Origin of the sequence: Aeromonas sp. S5(2024) (assembly GCF_041403025.1) — a bacterium.
In the GTDB taxonomy this organism is placed as follows: domain Bacteria; phylum Pseudomonadota; class Gammaproteobacteria; order Enterobacterales; family Aeromonadaceae; genus Aeromonas; species Aeromonas hydrophila.
This window is the reverse complement of the sequence record NZ_JBGLRI010000003.1, coordinates 314,988-333,665: the sequence shown is the minus strand read 5'-3', so window position 1 is coordinate 333,665 and position 18,678 is coordinate 314,988. Positions and strand designations below refer to the sequence as shown.

Here is an 18,678-nt window from a genome sequence, read left to right as displayed (position 1 = left end):
TAAACTAGCGGGTAAAGCCGAAGTTTGACATAGATTGGATCATGAACACACCCCAACTGAATCGCCAGATCATTCTGGATACTGAAACCACAGGTATGAACACCGCCGGTGGCCCCGTCTATCTGGGACACCGCATCATCGAGATCGGCTGTGTGGAGGTGATCAACCGCAAGCTGACCGGTAACCACTTCCACGTCTACATCAAGCCGGATCGGCTGGTGGACCCCGAGGCCATCCAGGTGCACGGCATCACCGACGAGTTCCTGCGTGACAAGCCGTCGTTCAGCCAGATAGCCGACGAGTTCATCGAGTTCATCCGCGGTGCCGAGCTGATTGCCCACAACGCTCCGTTTGATGTGAGCTTCATGGACTATGAGTTCGGCAAGCTCGGCCTCAATTTCAAGACTGCCGACATCTGCGGCATCACGGATACCCTGGCGATGGCGCGGGACCTGTTCCCGGGCAAGCGCAACAACCTCGACGTGCTGTGCGATCGCTATGGCATCGACAACTCGCACCGTACCCTGCACGGGGCTTTGCTCGATGCGGAGATCCTGGCGGACGTCTACCTGCTGATGACGGGTGGCCAGACCAAGTTGAATCTGGCTACCGAGAGCAGTGAAAATGAGAGCAATCAGGACACCAGTATCCGCCGGCTGGAGAGCAATCGCCCACCGCTCAAGGTGATCCGTGCCAGTGCCGAGATTGAGGCGGTGCACGAAGCGCGGCTGGATCTGGTGCAGAAAAAAGGAGGAGCCTGCCTGTGGCGGCAATGAGCAAGCTATGGGGCGGCCTGCTGTTATTGGCCTCGCTGACGGCCTCGGCCAACGAGGTGTTTGCCCCCTCCGACATTCCCCTGCTCGACAATCGCTTTCGCATCGATTACGGGGTGAAAGAGATCACCTTCATCGTGACGCGCAAGCAGGGCACCCCGTCGGTGATCCTGGTGCGTCCAGACGGCAGCAAGCTCTATGTGGGCAAGGTGACACCACCCGATGTGGGCTGGCTGGCGCTCAAGGATCAGGATCTCATCACCATCCGTGATCCCATGCCGGGCCCCTGGCAGGCCATCGGCGAAGTGGATCCGGACAACCGGGTGCGCCTGCTGTCGAACATCAGGCTGGAAACCGATCAACTGCCGACCCAGCTCTATCAGGGGGAAAGGGTCAAGCTCAAGTCCTGGCTGCTGATCGACGATGCACCGCCCAAGGCCGGTTATTACCTGACCGACCTTGGCATGACGGTGCGATTGCAGCGTTTCAACGACGCCAAGCAGGAGGGGGAGCCCATCGTTGACGAAGTGCTCGGCCACTATCGTGACGATGGCAAGGGGCTCGACGAGGTGCCGGGTGACGGCATCATGACCGCCGAGGCGGTGCTGGATGTGGCTGCCGGAAAATACCGGGCCATGTACAGCACGGGTAATCAGGTGTTCTCCCGCGCTCGCTATCAGGACGTGCTGATCTACCCGTTACCTGTCAACTATACCCTGGCGCCTTCCTCGCAGGAGTTTGGCGCCAAGCTCTCCTTTCTGATCGATGCCGATGAGCTGGATCCGGCCTCCGTGGTCATTGAGGGCAAGGCGACCAACACGGTGGGAGCCAGCATGGCGTTCAATGCGGTGGCGACCGAACCCCGGGTGGAAGTGGATCTCTCCGCCATCAAGGAGGTTGGCCAGTATGAGGTGAACGCCACCCTGTTTGGTACCACCCGGCTGGGCCGCGAGATCCAGGTCACGCTGCCGGTGAAATCGTTCAATATCTTCCCGGTGCTGGCGGCTGAGCCATCGGCGGCCTCTGCGGCTTCTGAAACCTCGGCTGCAGTGCCCAACCAGGTGAAATTCGAGGAAAAACAGAGCAGCGGCTGGCTGATCTGGTTGCTGGGTGGGGTCGGCATCCTGCTGGTCTTGCTGGGCGGTGTCGGTTTCATCTTGCTGCAAAAACGGCGAGCACTGAAAAAAGCGATGGCGGCGCAGAAGGCCGAGAGCGAAAGCGCCAAGCCGGAAGCCAAACTGGATCTGAACCTGCCGGAACAATAACCGGGTAATTCCATTAAAAAGCCGCCCATCGAGGCGGCTTTTTCATTTCTGGGTAGCTCGGCGTCAGCCGAGCTGGAACAGCAGTGGCCACCCCTGCTCCTGACAGTAGCGGTGCTCCTTCTCCAGATTTTGCATCAGCAACTTGTTCTCGTCGCACCAGTCCAGTGGCAGGGTGACCACCAGCTGATCGCCGGCGGCCTGCACATGCCAATCGGGCAGCAGGTTGTCCTGGCGCCTGTGGTGGGCGGCCACCGCGAGGCGCAGAATGCGGATGCAGCGCAGCACCGTCTGTTCGTCGTGGTTGGGCAGGGAAGGGAGCTCGGAGAGCTTGAGCCCCTTGCGGTGAAAGCGCACCAGCGCGGCCAGCAGGGCCTGATCGTCCTGGTTGAAGCCGGGCAGGTCGGTGTGCTGCAGGATGTAGGCGGAGTGGCGGTGAATGCCGCTGTAGTTGATGGCAAGGCCGATCTCGTGCAGGCGCGCCGCCCAGCCGAGGATGGCGCGATAGGGCTCCTCCGGCATCTCCCAGGGGCCGCTGAGCAGATCGAACAGGGTCAGCACGCTCTGTTCGACCCGGCCTGCCTGACGCTTGTCGATGCGATAGTGGGTGGAGAGTGCCAGGGCGGTGCGCTCGCGGATGTCGTGATGCTGCAGGCGCTCCTCGAACTCGTACAGCAGCCCCTCGCGCAGGGCGCCATCGGAATAGTCCATCCGCTCGATGGGCAGCGAGGTGAAGAGCCCGAGCAGGATGGCCACCGCAGCGGCAAATACCTCCTGACGTTCTTCGGTGAGGCCGGCCAGCTTGAGATCGCCGACCCGCTTGTGCCGGATCATCTCCTGCTTGAGCCGCTCCAGCCCGGCCAGGGTGATGGCGCCATCGGTCCACTCTTCCCCCTGCAACACATCGCGCACGGTGCGGATCGAGCCCGAGCTGCCGAGGCAGCTCTGCCAGCCCAGCTTGCGATACTGGTTGATGATGGGAGCGAGCTGGTGCTGGGCTTCCAGCACGGCATTGTTGAAGGCCTTCTCGCTCAGCTTGCCGTTGGCAAAGAAGCTCTGGGTGAAGCTGACGCACCCCATCTTGCGGCTGGTGAGCGCCTTGTGATCGAAGCCCTCGCCGATGATGAGCTCGGTGCTGCCGCCGCCGATGTCCACCACCAGTACCTGGCCTTCGATGTGCTGGGTATGGGCGACCCCCTGATAGATAAGGCGCGCCTCTTCCTGACCGCTGATGATCTCGATGGGGTGGTTGAGCACCTTGGCCGCCTCGCTCACGAACTCGCGGGCGTTGCTGGCTCGGCGCAGGGTATAGGTGCCGGCGATGCGGATCTGATCCGGCTTGATGTTGGTCAGCCGCTCGGCAAACAGGGCGAGGCAGTCGAGGCCCCGGGTCATGGCTTCGGCAGACATGCGGCGCTGGCCGTCCATCCCCTCTGCCAGCCGCACCCGTTCTTTTATCCGATCGACGATCTGCAGCCGTCCCTCGGTGAGACGGGCGATGACCATGTGAAAGCTGTTCGAGCCCAGATCCACGGCGGCGTACAGGCTATTGTCCATTGTTTGACTCTATGCGTTTGAGGTAGTCGTAAATCGCGACCTGGGAACGGATCTTGCGGCGGTTGCCCCGCTTCACGTACTCGTTCTTCTGGTCGGCATCGATGACCCGCGCCTTGCAGGTGTCACTCAGTTGTAGCTCGAGAATGTCGAGGATGCGCTGCTTGAGCCGCTCGTCATAGATGGGGGTGCCCACCTCGATTCGACCGTCGATGTTGCGGCTCATCCAGTCGGCGCTGGAGATATAGAGCTGGGGATTGCCCTTGTTGTGGAACACCATCACCCGCGGGTGCTCGAGGAAGCGGTCGATGATGCTGATCACCCTGATGTTGTCGCTCAGGCCTGGTACACCCGGACGCAGGGCACACATGCCGCGGATGATCATCTGGATGGGCACCCCGGCCTGACCGGCGGCATAGAGCCGGTTGATGAGGTCTCTGTCCACCAGGTTGTTGATCTTGAGGGTGATGCCGCTCGGCTGGCCAGCCTTGGCGTTGGCCAGTTCGTTGTCGATGAGCCGGTAGAGCTGGCGGCGGCTGTTGATGGGGGAGACCAGCAGGTGGTTGAACTTGTAGCGCCGATAAGGGTATTCGATGTACTCGAACACCCCCTCCACCTCGGCGGTGATGTCCGGGTGGCGGGTCAGCAGGGAGAAGTCGGTATAGATCTTGGCGGTCTTCTCGTTGAAGTTGCCGGTGCCGATGTGGGCGTAGCGCACCGCCTCACCCTGCTCGTGGCGGGTGATGAGGCAGAGCTTGGAGTGGATCTTGAGGCTCGGCACCCCGAACACCACCTTGACGCCGGCATCGGTCAGGATGTTGGCCCAGTCGATGTTGGCCGCCTCGTCGAAGCGGGCGCGCAGCTCCACCACCACGGTCACCTTCTTGCCGTTGTTGGCGGCGTCGATCAGGGAGTGGATGATCCGCGACTTCTTGGCCACCCGGTAGATGTTGATGCGAATGGCACTGACCGCCGGATCAAATGCCGCCTGACGCACCAGCTCGGTGAAGTGGTGAAACTTGTGGTACGGGTAGTAGAGCAGTATGTCCTGCTTGGTGATGGCGTCGAAGGCGTTGACGAAGCCGTCAAAGTCGCGGCAATCCAGCGCCGGCAGCTTGGGGTTTTCCAGATAATCCCGGCCCACGTTGGGGAAGCCGATGAAATCCTTGAAATTGTGATAACGGCCGCCCGGCATGATGGCGTCGTAGGAGCTGATCTGCAGCTTGAGCTTCAAGAAGCTTATCATCGCCGCCGGCATCTCCCGCTCGTAGACGAAGCGCACCGGCATGGCGGTGAGGCGCTGCTTCAGGCCGTCACTCATCTTATCCACCAGGCTCAGATCCAGCTGGTCGGAGAGATCGTATTCGGCATCCCGGGTCAGCTTGACCGCGTAGGCGGCTATCTCGTCGTAATCGAAGAAGCCCTTGAAGATCTCGTCGAGACAGAAGCGGATGACGTTGTCGAGGATGATGATCTGCTTCTTGCGACGGGTGCCCTCAGGTGGCAACTGGAAGAAGCGAGGCAGATCGTCGGTCGGTACCTCCACCAGCGCGTACTGGATCACCTGGCCGTTCTTCTTCATCTCGATGGCCAGATAGGTGTACTCGTCTTTCAGGAACTTGACCGGGTTGACCTCCTTGTTGAGCAGGATCGGGATGATGTGGCGCAGCACCTTCTCCTTGAAGAAGACCCGCAGCCACTGCTGGATGGACTCGGAGAGCTGGTACTCGTTGACCAGAAAGATGTTGTGGCGGGCGAGCGCTATCAACAGCTCCTTGTAGGTGTTGTCGAACGCCTCGCCGAGCGTCATTACCTTCTGCTGGATGGCGCGCAGCAGCACCTTGGCCTCGTCGTCGCCGCCGTGTACTTCGTTGATCAGGATGCGGCGCTTGACGTCCGATACCCGCACTTTAAAGAACTCGTCCTGGTTGGAGGAGAAGATCCCGAGGAAGCGGACCCGCTCGATGAGCGGGACCGTCTTGTCCATTGCCTCTTGCAACACCCGTTCATTGAATGAGAGCCAACTCAGCTCCTTCTCTTCATACAGCTTGTCGGTGCTCATGTGATGCCTCTGTGGTCAGGTCGCGTCTGCGCGGCAGTTATGGCGTGGAAATATGACAGATTGATGACCATCCGCTCAGTCGATGATGGCCTGATCGATGTCGACCACCAGATCGTCCGACAGCGACTCCAGCGCACTGATGAGATCCCCCAGTTCGAGTCGGGGCGGCAGCGCCACCAGGGCGTGGGCATAGAAGAGCGGGGCGCCGGAGTGGGGAGCCGGTTCGCAGCCGGTGGTGAGGTCGGCTACGTTGATGTTGAGCTGACGCAGGATGCTGGCCACCTCGTGGACGATGCCGGCCCGGTCGTTGCCGGTGACGCTGACCATCACCTGCCGTTCCGGCTCCTGGCTGAGCTGGCCTTCGGCGAAGCTGACGGTGAGGCCGGGCAGCATCACCAGCGCCTCGCACAGGCTGCGGTAATGCTCGTCAGGTACGCTCACGTGCAGGATGCCGGCAAATTGTCCTGCCAGCTCGCTCATGGAACTGGCCAGCCAGTTGCCCTGCTGGTGGGTGATGACGTCCGCCAGACTCTCGACGATACCGGGTTTGTCAGCGCCTATCACGGTCACGACCAATTGCTTTTGCATCCTGCTCTCCTTGGAAAATGGGTACTCGGTAGCATTGTGCCTGCTGTCACAGGCCATATGAAGCCCCGCCCACCGCAAATATGGCGAAAAAGCACCGCCGGGAGGGGGTTGGCGCCATTTCTGCACTGCCTGCGCCCGCTGCACCGTGGTAGAGTGATGCCCCTGTTTTGTATTGTGAACCGGATAGCTCTTGTGAACGGGATGTGCGCGTATGAATAGCCTTGTCGTATCGGGATTGGTGTTGTTGGTGTTGCTGCTGCTGGCGATCTTCTGGAGTAGGGGCAAGAAGGGCAAGGCGCTGCCCTATGATCTGCAGGAGACCCTGTTCAGCCCCGCCGAGCGCTCCTTCCTCGGCGTGCTGGATCTGGCGGTCGGCGACCAGGCCCGGGTCTTTGCCAAGGTGCGGGTGGCCGATGTGCTGACGCCGGAGACGGGCATGGGCAAGAGCAAGTGGCAGCAGGCGTTCAACAAGATCAGCGCCAAGCACGTGGACTATCTGCTCTGCCACCCCTCCGATCTCTCCTTCATCTGCGCCATCGAGCTCGATGACAGCTCCCATCGTCACCAGAAGCGCAAGGTGCGCGACAGTTTCCTCAAGGCCGCCTTTGACAGCGCCGGTCTGCCGCTGCTGCAGATCCCGGCAAGCAGCCATTATCAGGTCGAGGAGCTGCGCGAACAGATCCTGCCGCTGCTAAGCGGTCCCCGCCGTGCCCCGGATGAGGATCTGCTGTCAGGTGATCGCCGCGAGCCCACCTTCAGCCCCCTGCAGCTGGATCGGGTCGAGGTGGAAGAGCCTCGCCATGGCGGTCGTGCCCCGGCCGTAGCCCCCATCAAGGCGATCGTATCGGCGCGCAGTGCACCGCTGCCGGCGGCCGACGCCGAGCTGGTGGAGAATCTGTTTGCCGAGGTGGAGGAGGATGACGACGAGTATCCCCATCAGGTGCCGCACTGCCCGCGCTGTGATGCGCCGCTGGTGGAACGGGAAGCCAAGAAGGGCCCCCATGCGGGCCGGCTGTTCCTGGCCTGCAGCCGCTTCCCCGAGTGTCGCTACGCCGCCCCCCATACTCACGCCCGCCATTGATCCCCACCGCCTGTTTGCGGCCTGCTGCCGGCCGCAAACAGGTGCGTCCGCTCGTCCATCAGCCCCTCTTGCTTGCCCGCTGCCTGCCCACCGTACCCAAAAAAGAGGCGACAAAATTTATCTTGTTGCGCCGTTGGGTCGATAAACTTAGGTGAAATGCGACAAATTTTGACAATGCGTCGGAATTTTGGCACTTTGTGCATCCTGCATAAAGTGCGTGGTTTGACCACATAAGCACAATAAAACAATAAGTTACGTCGAGAATAGAGGGATGGATATGATGGCAATGGGAGTGTTGATTGTTGACGCCGATGCGCAGCGGCGCCAACAGTTGGGGACAGTTCTCTCGTTCATGGGGATCCCCTGGCAGGACGTTGCCGAGGGCGATCTGGATGTGGCCATCGAGTCATCCGGCCCGCTGCAGGGGGTGCTGACCGGTTCCCTCAACGGCCGCTCGCTGGGCGAGCTGCTGACCGGATTCCCCCGGGTGCCTTTCCTGTCGCTGGTGGAGGCCGACTTTCCCAACAGCAACTTCATCGGGGTGGCCGAGGCGCCCTTCACCTACGAATCCCTGACCCGCCATCTGCACTTTTGCCAGGCCTTCGTCTCCCTCCATCCCCGTCAGCAGACCCACGACAAGGGACAGGCGCTGCTGCGCCTGCTGGTGGGCAAGGGCAAGGGGATCCAGGAGGTGCGCCGGCTCATCAGCCAGGTGGCAGAGACCGATGCCAACGTGCTGATCCTCGGCGAATCGGGTACCGGCAAGGAGGTGGTGGCCCGTGCCATCCATGAACTGTCCGGCCGAAGCCAGGGACCCTTCGTGCCCATCAACTGCGGCGCCATTCCGGCTGAGCTGCTGGAAAGCGAGCTGTTCGGCCACGAGAAGGGAGCCTTCACCGGTGCCATCGCGGCCCGGCGCGGCCGCTTCGAGCTGGCACAGGGGGGCACCCTGTTTCTCGACGAAATCGGCGACATGCCGCTGCCAATGCAGGTCAAGCTGCTGCGGGTGCTGCAGGAGCGGTTGTTCGATCGGGTTGGCGGCGGCAAGCCCATCCAGGCGGATGTGCGCATCATCGCGGCCACCCACCGGGATCTGGAAGCCATGATCCGTACCCAGGGTTTTCGCGAAGATCTCTACTATCGCCTCAACGTCTTCCCCATCGAGACCCCGCCGCTGCGGGATCGGGCCGACGACATCCCGCTGCTGCTGCAGGAGCTGCTCAATCGCCATGCCGAACTGCATCAGGGGATGATCCGCCTGACCCAGCGCGCCATGGAGTCCTTGATGCAGTACCCCTGGCCCGGCAACGTGCGCGAGCTATCCAACCTGCTGGAGCGGCTGCTCATCCTCTACCCGCAACAGATCGTCGACGTGGCTGACTTGCCGAGCCGCTATCGTCTGCTGCCGTGTGAGCCGCGGGACGAGCGGCTGACCGAGATGGACGAGCGCGATGCGCTGGCCGCCGTGTTCCAGGATCCGCCCGAGCTGGATCTGCCCGCCAGCCACGCCCGCGCCATGCAGCTGCCGGAGGAGGGGGTCAACCTCAAGGAGATGCTGGCAGACCTGGAGGTGGAGCTGATCCGCCAGGCGCTGGAGTCCCAGGACGGGGTGGTGGCCCGCGCTGCCGACCTGCTCGGCATGCGCCGTACCACCCTGGTGGAGAAGATGAAAAAATACGGGATGAGCAAGGAAGCATAAGGGTCAAAGCCTTGACGCCTAGCTTCAAGGCTTTGATTTTATATGTAAATTTTAGTGGCATGGAAATTGAATAAGCTGACTCAGTCGCCAGTTTGAGGTCAGCTTTATGACAGCCCAGCCGCAGGATACCCCGCTCCAGTCTCACGAGGTGAGCCAGCTTTACGCCATCTTCACGGCGCTGCCCACCGGTGTCTTGCTGCTCGACGGCGAGGGCCGGATCACCCGTGCCAACCCGGCCGCCAAGGCGCTGCTGGGGGAGCCGCTGGAAGGCCAGGCCTGGCGCCAGATCATCGACCGCTGCTTCCAGCCCCGCGAGGATGATGGCCACGAGATTTCCCTGCGCGATGGGCGCCGGGTCCAGCTGTCGACCCAGCCGCTGCCGGATCAGCCGGGCCAGCTGGTGTTCATTAACGATCTGACAGAAACCCGCCAGCTGCAAGACCGCATCAACCATATGAAACGGTTGTCCGCCCTTGGCAACATGGCCGCCTCGCTGGCCCACCAGATCCGCACCCCGCTCTCCGCCGCCATGCTCTATGCCGCCAACCTGGCCAACCGTACCCTCAAGCCGGAATCCCGCAGCCAGTTCCAGCAAAAGCTGATGGCGCGCCTGCAGGATCTTGAAAAGCAGATCAGCGACATCCTGCTGTTTGCCCGCAACGGCGACAACCAGGTGGTGACCCCGACGTCGGTGCAGGGGTTGCTGGCCGAGGTGCAGGCCGGCGCCGAGGCATTTTGCAGCCAGCAGGGCTGTGAGCTGCACATGGAGGCGCCAGAGCCCGATCTCTGCCTGCTGGCCAACAGCAGCGCGCTGGCGGGGGCGGTCAACAACCTCATCGCCAATGCCCAGCAGGCCGGCGCCACGTCGCTTCTGGTGAGCGCGGTGCGCAGCGGCCCCCGGGTGGAGCTGCGCATTCTCGACAATGGCAAGGGGATGCCCGCTCATCTGCTGAGCCAGATTTTTGAACCCTTCTTCACCACCCGCTCCCAGGGCACCGGCCTTGGACTGGCGGTGGTGCAATCCGTGGTTCGTGCCCATCAGGGCGAGGTCAGCGTGGCCTCGGTACCCGGCGAGGGAACCTGTTTTACCCTGTCGTTCCCCCTGCATCAGCAAGCGGTGCAGCTGGGGGGTGTAGCATGAGCGTCAGGCTCGTGGAAATGAATATTGCAGCGGCCAGGTTGGCTGTGGTGGGAGGTGTAGCATGACTCAGGCCCGGATCCTGGTAGTGGAAGATGACAATGGCCTGCGCGAGGCGCTGGTGGATACCCTGTTGCTCGGCGGCTATGAGTGCCGCGAGGTGGACAGTGGCGAGCGGGCTTTGCTGGCCCTGTCGCGCCAGAGTTTCGACATGGTGATCTCGGATATCCAGATGGGAGGCATGGATGGCCTGACCCTGCTGGCCAACATTCGTCAGCAATATCCCCAGGTGCCGGTGCTGTTGATGACCGCCTACGCCAACATCGACGGTGCGGTGCGCGCCATGCGCGAAGGCGCCATCGATTACCTGGCCAAGCCCTTCTCGCCCGAGGTACTGCTCAACCAGGTCAGCCGCTATGTGCCGGCCCAGAAGGTGGAGAAACGGGCCGTGGTCTACGGCGATCCCAAGACCGCCGAGCTGTTCCAGCTGGCGACCCGGGTGGCCAGAAGCGAGGCCACCGTGATGGTGACCGGTCCGAGCGGGACGGGCAAAGAGGTGCTGGCCCGCTACATCCACGACAACTCCAGCCGTGCCGAGCAGACGTTCGTCGCCATCAACTGCGCCGCCATTCCGGAAAACATGCTGGAGGCGACCCTGTTCGGCTATGAGAAGGGGGCCTTTACCGGCGCGGTACAGGGCTGCCCCGGCAAGTTCGAGCAGGCGCAGGGGGGGACCCTGCTGCTCGACGAGATCACCGAGATGGATCTGGGGCTGCAAGCCAAGCTGCTGCGGGTATTGCAGGAGAAAGAGGTGGAGCGGCTCGGCAGCCGCAAGATGATCCCGCTCGATGTGCGGGTCATCGCCACCAGCAACCGGGATCTGAAAAAAGCGGTGCAGGACGGCCTGTTTCGCGAGGATCTCTACTACCGCCTCAATGTCTTCCCGCTGCGCTGGACGGCGCTGTGGGAGCGTCCAGGCGACATACTGCCGCTGGCGGAGCACCTGCTGGCGCTGCATGCCGGTCAGCAGGGACTGCCGACGCCGCAGCTGTCCGAGCCCGCGCGCGCGCGGCTGCTGGCTCACCCCTGGCCCGGCAACGTGCGCGAGCTCGACAATGTGGTGCAGCGCGCCCTCATTCTGAGCCCCGACGGCCTCATCGGCTGCGAGCACCTCATCCTGGAAGAGGTGGAGGAAGAAGAGATCCGCCTTGTCGGCAGTGAGCGCAGCAGCGGCAGCGAACACTTGGGCAGCGAGCTCAAGCAGCAGGAGCACCAGATCATTCTCGACACCCTGCAGGATTGCAACGGCAGCCGCAAGGCGGTGGCCGACCGGCTCGGCATCAGCCCGCGGACCCTGCGCTACAAGCTGGCCCAGATGCGCGAGGCGGGGATCGACCTGCCGGCCTGAAGCCATTACAGGCCCTGCCATGGGCCACAGTGCGGGAGGCATCATGGTCTTGGCGGCCGGCCTCGATTATCATGGGGCCTCGGCGTTATGAGCCCGATCCCTGTCTGCATCGCAGCACAGGGGCCGGCGCCTTTATAAGGGACCCCTATGATCTCTCATCGAAAACTCGAAACCGTACTCAACCATCTGCTCGAACCGCATGCCATCAAGGATTACTGCCCCAATGGCCTGCAGGTGGAGGGGCGTGAGCGCATTCGCAAGGTGGTGACCGGCGTCACCGCCAGCCAGGCCCTGATCGATGCGGCCGTGGCCGCCGATGCTGACGCCATCCTGGTCCATCACGGCTACTTCTGGAGCGGTGAACCGGCCCAGATCACCGGCATGAAACAGCGCCGCATCAAGACCCTGTTGACCCACGACATCAACCTGTTTGCCTACCACCTGCCGCTGGACGTGCACCCCGAGGTGGGCAACAACGCCCAGCTCGCCAAGCTGCTCGACATCAAGGTGCGCCGCGGCCTCGAGCCCTGGAACAGCAAGAGCGTCGCCATGGTGGGCAAGCTGGAAGAGCCCATGAGCGGGAGCGATTTTGCCAAGCTGATTGCCGAGCGGCTCGACCGTGAGCCGCTCCATTGCGGCGACAGCGGCCCCGAGCTTATCCGCTCGGTGGCCTGGTGCACTGGCGGCGGCCAGAGCTACATCAATCTGGCGGCGGAGCAGGGCATCGATGCCTTTATTTCCGGTGAAGCCTCCGAGCAGACCATCCACACCGCTCGCGAGATGGGGATGCACTTCTACGCCGCCGGTCACCACGCCACCGAGCGTTACGGCGTCAAGGCGCTGGGGGAGTGGCTGGCGACGGTACACGGGCTGGATGTCACCTTTATCGATATTGACAATCCGGTGTAGGTTCGATTAGCCGCATAGCGGCGTAATCGGACGTGATGACAGCAAGTGCGCTGGTAGATAGAAATAACAAGGGAGGCCTGGGCCTCCCTTGTTCTATTTTGCATGCTGTTGTTAGCGATTACTCGCTGGCATAGCCTGCCGGGCCAAGCTGCTTGCCATCGAGCAAGGCAGACCCTGCTCGCATCTGCAAGCGCCCTTCACAGAACCACTGCACCACCAGCGGGTAGATGCTGTGCTCCTGCACCTGTACCCGGGCCGCCACCTCGTCGGCATCATCCCCTTCGAAGATGGGGACGCGGGCCTGCAGGATCACCGGGCCGCCGTCGAGCTCTTCGGTGACGAAGTGGACGCTGGCGCCATGCTCGTCGTCACCGGCGTCGATGGCGCGCTGGTGGGTGTGCAACCCCTGGTACTTGGGCAGCAAGGAGGGGTGGATGTTGATCATCCGCCCGGCAAAGTGCCGCACCAGGTCAGCACTCAGGATCCGCATAAACCCGGCCAGTACCACCAGATCGGGCTGATAGTCTGCCATCAGCGCCAACAGGGCCGCGTCATACTCTTCCCGGCGGGCAAACTGCTGCTGGGCCAGGATGGCGGTGGCCACCCCCGCCTCTTTGGCACGCACCAGACCATAGGCATCGGCCTTGTTGCTGATGACGCCGACCACCTCACCGGCAATCTTGCCATCGGCACAGCCGTCGAGGATGGTCTGCAGGTTGCTGCCGTTGCCGGAGATCAGCACCAATATGCGCTTCATGGGGGAGGTCATTTGGCTGTTGATCCGGTCATTCATTGAATGATGACCTGCTCCTCACCATCGGCCGCCTTGGCGATATGGCCGATATGCCAGGCGTTCTCGCCTTCGGCCTTGAGCAGGGTCAGCGCTTTTTCCAGCTGATCCGCCGGCAGGGCGATGATCATGCCGACGCCGCAGTTGAAGGTGCGGTACATCTCGTGGCGGGTGACGTTGCCGGCCTGCTGCAGCCAGCTGAACACCGCCGGCCACTGCCAGCTCTGCTCATCGATCACCGCCTGGGTGTTGGCGGGCAGCACGCGCGGGATGTTCTCCCAGAAGCCGCCACCGGTGATGTGGGACAGGGCGTGGATCTCGCACTCCTTGATGAGCTTGAGCACGGGTTTCACGTAGATGCGGGTCGGCTCCAGCAGGGCATTGGTCAGGGTGGTATCACCCAGCGGCTGCTGCACGTCGGCCTTGGAGACTTCCAGGATCTTGCGTACCAGCGAGAAGCCGTTGGAGTGGGGGCCGCTGGCGGCCAGGGCGATCAGGGCATCCCCTTCGCCGACCTTGCTGCCGTCGATGATCTCGCTCTTCTCCACCACACCGACGCAGAAACCGGCGATGTCGTAGTCTTCCCCTTCATACATGCCCGGCATCTCGGCGGTTTCGCCGCCCACCAGGGCGCAACCGGACTGCTCGCAGCCGGCACCGATGCCGGTGACCACGGCCGCGGCGGTGTCGACGTCCAGTTTGCCGGTGGCATAGTAGTCGAGGAAGAAGAGGGGCTCGGCGCCCTGCACGATCAGGTCATTGACGCACATGGCCACCAGATCGATGCCGACGGTGTCGTGCTTCTTCAGGTCGATGGCGAGGCGCAGCTTGGTGCCCACCCCGTCGGTGCCGGAGACCAGCACCGGCTCCTTGTAGCCCGCAGGGATTTGACACAAGGCCCCAAAGCCGCCAAGACCACCAAGGACTTCAGGACGACGAGTGCGCTTTGACACGCCCTTGATACGTTCAACCAGTGCATTGCCGGCATCGATATCCACGCCAGCATCCTTGTAGCTCAGTGAGGTTTTGTCAGTCACGCGTATTCCCCGTCATATAAAGAAGTGGAGGGTAAAATTCGGGGCGTATTCTAACAGTGGCGGTGAAAAACCAGAAAGGAAATCGTTTGCGCGTTTTTGCGCGGAAATGCTCTACAAGCGGCGGCTTTTGTTGTATGATTCCGCGATTTTTTTGCGGCAGTTAGAGGAGATAATAATGAAAGTCGTTGAAGTCAAACACCCCCTGGTCAAGCACAAGATCGGTCTGATGCGTGAAGGCGATATCAGCACCAAGCGTTTCCGTGAACTGGCCAAGGAAGTGGGCAGTTTGTTGACCTACGAAGCGACCTCTGACTTCGAAACCGAGAAGGTTACCATCGATGGCTGGAATGGGCCAGTGGAAGTTGACCAGATCAAGGGCAAGAAGGTCACCGTCGTGCCCATCCTGCGTGCCGGTCTGGGCATGATGGATGGCGTGCTGGAGCACATGCCGAGCGCCCGCGTCAGCGTGGTCGGTATCTACCGCGACGAAGAGACCCTGCAGCCGGTTCCCTACTTCGAGAAGATCGTCAGCAACATCGAAGAGCGTCTGGCGCTGGTCATCGACCCCATGCTGGCCACCGGCGGCTCCATGATCGCCACCATCGACCTGCTCAAGAAGAAGGGCTGCCAGTCCATCAAGGTGCTGGTGCTGGTTGCCGCGCCGGAAGGCATCAAGGCGCTGGAAGCCGCTCACCCGGACGTGGAGCTGTTCTGTGCCTCCATCGACCAGGGCCTGAACGAGAAGGGCTACATTGTCCCGGGTCTGGGCGACGCCGGCGACAAGATCTTCGGCACCAAGTAAGCCTCGATCGCCTCATCGCGTGCCCGACTGGCGCGCAAACGGAGCCGGCACCCTGCCGGCTCCGCTGTTTCTCCCGCCCCGGCTTGCTGCCATGCGCGCCTTGCCGCTACCATAAGCACCATCTCCCATTTCGAGACTCCTCTCATGCTCAAACGTGTTGTGACCGCCCTCTGCTGCGGCTTGTCATTCATGGTGTCGGCCGCCCAGGTGACCGATCTCTATCAGGGCAAGGCGCCCACCAGCGGCGACATGGCAGCGGCCCAGTCCCAGGCCCTGGGCGAGGTGCTGATCAAGGTGACCGGCAAGCGCGACATCCTGACCCAGCCGGCGGTGGTCAAGGCACTGACGGCCCCCGGCGCGTTCGTGCAGCACTACGGTTATCAGGATGTGGGGCCGGTGAAGTTTCTCAAGGCCGATTTCGATGTGGCCAAGGTCAATGCCCTGGTGGCCGAGAGCAAGTTCGCCCTGCTGGGCCCGGCCCGGCCTCAGGTCGCCATCTGGCTGGTGATCAATGAAGGGGAGCGGCGCATTCTGCCGGATCAGTCCAGCGATGGCTGGGCTGCCGCCCTGCGTACCCAGGCCCAGGCCATGGGGCTGCCGGTCAGCATTCCGCTGATGGACTTGGACGACAACATGGCGGTCAACGCCACCGATGTCTGGGGCCGCTTCGCCGACCCCATCCTCAAGGCGAGCCAGCGCTATGGCGCCGAGATGGTCGTGCTGGGCAAGCTGACCCCTGAAGGTGACAAGTGGAGCATTGACTGGGGACTCTACGGCCCCAAAGCGGGTGGTGAGCTGAGCGAACTGACCAAGGGCGAGGGTTCTGGCACCCAGGCCGAGGTGGCGCAGACGTTCGCCGATGCCCTGGCAGGTTGGCTGGTGCAGAACTACGGGGCGCGTATCTCCGGTGTCGCCTCCAGCCAGACACTGGTGGTGGAGGGGTTGTCCGGCATCGACGGCATGATCACGGTGCAGAAGATGTTGCAGGGGATGGCCAGCGTCACCAAGGTGGAGATTGGCAAACTGGAGGGGGACAAGGTGACCTTCAACCTGAGCCTGCAAGGGGACAAGGCCGAGCTCATCCGCGGGCTGCAGCTGGAGAGCCGGTTGCGCCAGCTGGCGGATACCCCAGAGGGGCTGAGCTATCAATGGTCGCAGCCCTGATCCTGGCGAGGATCCTGACCGGCTGGTCGCGCACAACCAGCGTGAGCTCAAGGTGCGGTTTTTCGCGCCGGCCAAGGAGTAGCCGCTTTCGTTAGCAATGGTCGCAGCCTGGATCCTTTATGAGGATCCATACCGCCCGGCATCGTCCGGGCGGTTCTCTATCCGCCTTCGCGATGATACACTTGCCCGCAAATGTCACAGTCAAAGCCCAACGAGTGAAGCAACCGGCCCAACTGTCTTTAGCCGTACAACTCCCGGATGATGAAACCTTCGTCAGTTTTTATCCCGGCAACAATGCTCATCTGATCACCGCCCTCAAAAATGCGGCCATTGGTCAGGGCTCACCTTTCCTCTATTTCTGGGGGGCCAAGGGATCGGGCCGCTCCCATCTGCTGCACGCCACTTGCGCCGAGGTCAATGCCCGCGACGCCGCCGCCGCTTATCTCTCCCTCGATCAGTTCGAACAGCTGGATCCCAGCATGCTCGACGCCCTCGAAAGCCTGCCGCTGGTCTGCCTCGACAGCCTGGAGGCGATCGCCGGCAATGCGCTGTGGGAGCGGGCCCTGTTCGATTTTTACAACCGCTGGCAGGAGAAGGGCGAGGGCACCCTGGTGGTGACCGGCTGCAGTGCGCCGCGCAAACTGGGGCTGCAACTGCCGGATCTCGCCTCGCGGCTGGACTGGGGAGTGAGTTTCCATCTCGACGAGCTGGACGACGAAGGCAAGCTCAGTGCCCTGCAGCTGCGTGCCGAGCTGCGGGGCTTCAAACTGCCCATCGATGTGGGCCGCTTCCTGCTCAACCGTCTCTCGCGCGACATGCGCACCCTGCTCACCACTCTCAATCAGCTCGACAACGCCTCCTTCCGTGCCAAGCGCAAGCTGACTATCCCCTTTGTCAAAGAGATCCTCGAGCTCTGAGCCCTTCGGGTGTGCTTGAGCATGAGCGACGCCGAGGCAATCAATAAAAAGAAACCCCGGCCAGTGGCCGGGGTTTTGTTATCTCAAGGACTCTCTCAAAGAGTTCTGCCTATCAGTGGAACTGATCTTCTTCGGTGGAACCGGTCAGCGCGGTCACCGAGGATTGGCCACCCTGAATGACGGTGGTCACCTTGTCAAAGTAACCGGTACCCACTTCCTGCTGGTGTGCCACGAAGGTGTAACCCCGCTCGGCAGCGGCGAATTCAGGCTGCTGCACCATCTCGACATAGTGCTTCATCCCTTCGCCACGGGCGTACTGGTAGGCCAGCTCGTACATGTGGAACCACATGTTGTGGATACCCGCCAGGGTGATGAACTGGTACTTGTAGCCCATGTCGGACAGCTCCTGCTGGAAGCGGGCGATGGTGGCATCGTCCAGGTTCTTCTTCCAGTTGAAGCTCGGCGAGCAGTTGTAGGCCAGGATCTTGTCCGGGTACTGGGCCTTGATGGCCTCGGCAAACTTGCGCGCCTCGTCCAGATCCGGCTTGGCGGTTTCGCACCACACCATGTCGGCGTAAGGGGCATAGGCCAGACCGCGGGAGATGGCCTGTTCGATACCGGCCTGCACCTTGTAGAAGCCTTCTGAGGTGCGCTCACCGGTCAGGAAGCCGGCATCGTACGGATCGGCGTCCGTGGTCAGCAGATCGGCGGCGTTGGCATCGGTACGGGCGATCACCAGGGTGGTGGTGCCGCAGACGTCGGCTGCCAGACGGGCTGCGATGAGCTTCTGCACCGCTTCCTGGCTCGGTACCAGCACCTTGCCGCCCATATGGCCGCACTTCTTGACGGAAGCGAGCTGATCTTCGAAGTGCACGCCGGCGGCGCCCGCTTCAATCATCCCCTTCATCAATTCGAAGGCATTCAACACGCCGCCGAAACCGGCTTCGGCATCTGCCACGATAGGCAGGAAGTAGTCGATGAAGCCCTTGTCCTGCGGGCCCACCTTGTTGGCCCATTGGATCTGGTCGGCACGGGCGAAGGAGTTGTTGATGCGCTCCACCACCGACGGCACCGAGTTGGCCGGGTAGAGGGACTGATCCGGGTACATGGTGGAGGAGAGGTTGTTGTCCGCCGCCACCTGCCAGCCGGAGAGGTAAATTGCCTCGATGCCCGCCTTGGCCTGTTGCACCGCCTGACCGCCGGTCAGCGCGCCGAGGCAGTTTACATAGCCTTTCTTGGCGCCGCCGTGGATCAGTTCCCACAGCTTGTCGGCACCGCGTTGGGCCAGGGTGTGCACCGGTTGCAGGCTGCCACGCAGGTTTACCACGTCTTCGGCGCTGTAGCCGCGCTTGATCCCTTTCCAGCGGGGGTTTTCCGCCCAGTCTTTCTCGATAGCCTGGATCTGTTGCTCACGGGTCAGTGCCATATCAGTTCCCTCTTTCATTGATTTCACGTTTCCATTGACTTGTTATTGGCGAGCCCCGCTGGGGAGGC

General features: G+C 62.2%; 16 protein-coding genes. 10 read left to right on the top strand and 6 right to left on the bottom strand.

Annotated features, from left to right (window positions below; all coding sequences use genetic code 11):
- Positions 1–41 precede the first annotated feature (41 nt).
- A complete protein-coding gene (gene dnaQ, locus ACB032_RS08105; protein WP_011705465.1) occupies positions 42–776 on the top strand; it encodes a DNA polymerase III subunit epsilon in 735 nt (244 codons plus the stop codon).
- A complete protein-coding gene (locus tag ACB032_RS08100; protein ID WP_371137717.1) occupies positions 773–2,038 on the top strand; it encodes a TIGR03503 family protein in 1,266 nt (421 codons plus the stop codon). The genes dnaQ and ACB032_RS08100 overlap by 4 nt, the downstream gene beginning before the upstream one ends.
- Before the next feature lie 63 nt (positions 2,039–2,101).
- Here the strand turns inward: ACB032_RS08100 and ppx are convergent, their stop codons facing one another.
- The 3 genes from ppx to ACB032_RS08085 all read right to left on the bottom strand — a co-directional run bounded on the left by ppx (position 2,102) and on the right by ACB032_RS08085 (position 6,239).
- Positions 2,102–3,592: an exopolyphosphatase gene (ppx, locus tag ACB032_RS08095; protein WP_029299818.1), complete on the bottom strand. Its 1,491-nt coding sequence runs from the start codon at positions 3,590–3,592 to the stop codon at positions 2,102–2,104.
- Complete coding sequence (gene ppk1, locus ACB032_RS08090; protein ID WP_371137716.1) at positions 3,582–5,651, bottom strand: polyphosphate kinase 1; 2,070 nt, start codon at positions 5,649–5,651, stop codon at positions 3,582–3,584. The genes ppx and ppk1 overlap by 11 nt, the downstream gene beginning before the upstream one ends.
- Before the next feature lie 75 nt (positions 5,652–5,726).
- Positions 5,727–6,239 carry a glycine cleavage system protein R gene (locus ACB032_RS08085; protein WP_016351315.1) on the bottom strand — a complete coding sequence of 171 codons (513 nt, stop codon included), beginning with the start codon at positions 6,237–6,239 and terminating at the stop codon, positions 5,727–5,729.
- Between the two features lie 211 nt (positions 6,240–6,450).
- Here ACB032_RS08085 and ACB032_RS08080 point away from each other — a divergent pair, with 211 nt between their 5' ends.
- The 5 genes from ACB032_RS08080 (at position 6,451) to ACB032_RS08060 (ending at position 12,474) form a co-directional block, all read left to right on the top strand.
- Complete coding sequence (locus tag ACB032_RS08080; RefSeq protein ID WP_371137715.1) at positions 6,451–7,320, top strand: DUF2726 domain-containing protein; 870 nt, start codon at positions 6,451–6,453, stop codon at positions 7,318–7,320.
- A gap of 277 nt (positions 7,321–7,597) precedes the next feature.
- Positions 7,598–9,019: a sigma-54 dependent transcriptional regulator gene (locus ACB032_RS08075; RefSeq protein WP_024944838.1), complete on the top strand. Its 1,422-nt coding sequence runs from the start codon at positions 7,598–7,600 to the stop codon at positions 9,017–9,019.
- A 106-nt stretch (positions 9,020–9,125) separates the two neighbouring features.
- Positions 9,126–10,160 carry a sensor histidine kinase gene (locus ACB032_RS08070; RefSeq protein ID WP_016351312.1) on the top strand — a complete coding sequence of 345 codons (1,035 nt, stop codon included), beginning with the start codon at positions 9,126–9,128 and terminating at the stop codon, positions 10,158–10,160.
- 61 nt (positions 10,161–10,221) lie between these two features.
- On the top strand, positions 10,222–11,565 hold the full coding sequence (locus tag ACB032_RS08065; protein WP_371137714.1) for a sigma-54-dependent transcriptional regulator: 1,344 nt from the start codon (positions 10,222–10,224) through the stop codon (positions 11,563–11,565).
- A 147-nt stretch (positions 11,566–11,712) separates the two neighbouring features.
- Positions 11,713–12,474, top strand: coding sequence for a Nif3-like dinuclear metal center hexameric protein (locus ACB032_RS08060; protein WP_371137713.1), 762 nt, complete (start codon positions 11,713–11,715; stop codon positions 12,472–12,474).
- A 118-nt stretch (positions 12,475–12,592) separates the two neighbouring features.
- Here the strand turns inward: ACB032_RS08060 and purN are convergent, their stop codons facing one another.
- Together purN and purM are read right to left on the bottom strand one after the other, a co-directional pair.
- Positions 12,593–13,231, bottom strand: a complete 639-nt coding sequence (purN, locus tag ACB032_RS08055; RefSeq protein ID WP_371137712.1) for a phosphoribosylglycinamide formyltransferase — start codon at positions 13,229–13,231, stop codon at positions 12,593–12,595.
- Between the two features lie 32 nt (positions 13,232–13,263).
- On the bottom strand, positions 13,264–14,301 hold the full coding sequence (gene purM, locus ACB032_RS08050; RefSeq protein WP_371137711.1) for a phosphoribosylformylglycinamidine cyclo-ligase: 1,038 nt from the start codon (positions 14,299–14,301) through the stop codon (positions 13,264–13,266).
- A 175-nt stretch (positions 14,302–14,476) separates the two neighbouring features.
- Here purM and upp point away from each other — a divergent pair, with 175 nt between their 5' ends.
- The 3 genes from upp (at position 14,477) to hda (ending at position 17,184) form a co-directional block, all read left to right on the top strand.
- Entirely contained in the window at positions 14,477–15,103 is a 627-nt protein-coding gene (gene upp / locus ACB032_RS08045) for a uracil phosphoribosyltransferase (RefSeq protein WP_005302745.1), read from the top strand.
- Positions 15,104–15,247: 144 nt separating this feature from the next.
- A complete protein-coding gene (locus ACB032_RS08040; RefSeq protein ID WP_371137710.1) occupies positions 15,248–16,267 on the top strand; it encodes a DUF2066 domain-containing protein in 1,020 nt (339 codons plus the stop codon).
- A 215-nt stretch (positions 16,268–16,482) separates the two neighbouring features.
- Positions 16,483–17,184, top strand: coding sequence for a DnaA inactivator Hda (gene hda / locus ACB032_RS08035; protein WP_016351307.1), 702 nt, complete (start codon positions 16,483–16,485; stop codon positions 17,182–17,184).
- A 112-nt stretch (positions 17,185–17,296) separates the two neighbouring features.
- On the opposite strand, the gene aceA is transcribed toward hda, so the two are convergent.
- A complete protein-coding gene (gene aceA, locus ACB032_RS08030; protein WP_011706620.1) occupies positions 17,297–18,610 on the bottom strand; it encodes an isocitrate lyase in 1,314 nt (437 codons plus the stop codon).
- Positions 18,611–18,678 lie beyond the last annotated feature (68 nt).

Excerpts from the sequence above, each read along its gene's own strand:
- dnaQ (WP_011705465.1), top strand. The coding sequence starts at position 42 with ATGAACACACCCCAACTGAATCGCCAGATCATTCTGGATACTGAAACC.
- ACB032_RS08100 (WP_371137717.1), top strand. The coding sequence starts at position 773 with ATGAGCAAGCTATGGGGCGGCCTGCTGTTATTGGCCTCGCTGACGGCC.
- ppx (WP_029299818.1), bottom strand. The coding sequence starts at position 3,592 with ATGGACAATAGCCTGTACGCCGCCGTGGATCTGGGCTCGAACAGCTTT.
- ppk1 (WP_371137716.1), bottom strand. The coding sequence starts at position 5,651 with ATGAGCACCGACAAGCTGTATGAAGAGAAGGAGCTGAGTTGGCTCTCA.
- ACB032_RS08085 (WP_016351315.1), bottom strand. The coding sequence starts at position 6,239 with ATGCAAAAGCAATTGGTCGTGACCGTGATAGGCGCTGACAAACCCGGT.
- ACB032_RS08080 (WP_371137715.1), top strand. The coding sequence starts at position 6,451 with ATGAATAGCCTTGTCGTATCGGGATTGGTGTTGTTGGTGTTGCTGCTG.
- ACB032_RS08075 (WP_024944838.1), top strand. The coding sequence starts at position 7,598 with ATGATGGCAATGGGAGTGTTGATTGTTGACGCCGATGCGCAGCGGCGC.
- ACB032_RS08070 (WP_016351312.1), top strand. The coding sequence starts at position 9,126 with ATGACAGCCCAGCCGCAGGATACCCCGCTCCAGTCTCACGAGGTGAGC.
- ACB032_RS08065 (WP_371137714.1), top strand. The coding sequence starts at position 10,222 with ATGACTCAGGCCCGGATCCTGGTAGTGGAAGATGACAATGGCCTGCGC.
- ACB032_RS08060 (WP_371137713.1), top strand. The coding sequence starts at position 11,713 with ATGATCTCTCATCGAAAACTCGAAACCGTACTCAACCATCTGCTCGAA.
- purN (WP_371137712.1), bottom strand. The coding sequence starts at position 13,231 with ATGAAGCGCATATTGGTGCTGATCTCCGGCAACGGCAGCAACCTGCAG.
- upp (WP_005302745.1), top strand. The coding sequence starts at position 14,477 with ATGAAAGTCGTTGAAGTCAAACACCCCCTGGTCAAGCACAAGATCGGT.
- ACB032_RS08040 (WP_371137710.1), top strand. The coding sequence starts at position 15,248 with ATGCTCAAACGTGTTGTGACCGCCCTCTGCTGCGGCTTGTCATTCATG.
- aceA (WP_011706620.1), bottom strand. The coding sequence starts at position 18,610 with ATGGCACTGACCCGTGAGCAACAGATCCAGGCTATCGAGAAAGACTGG.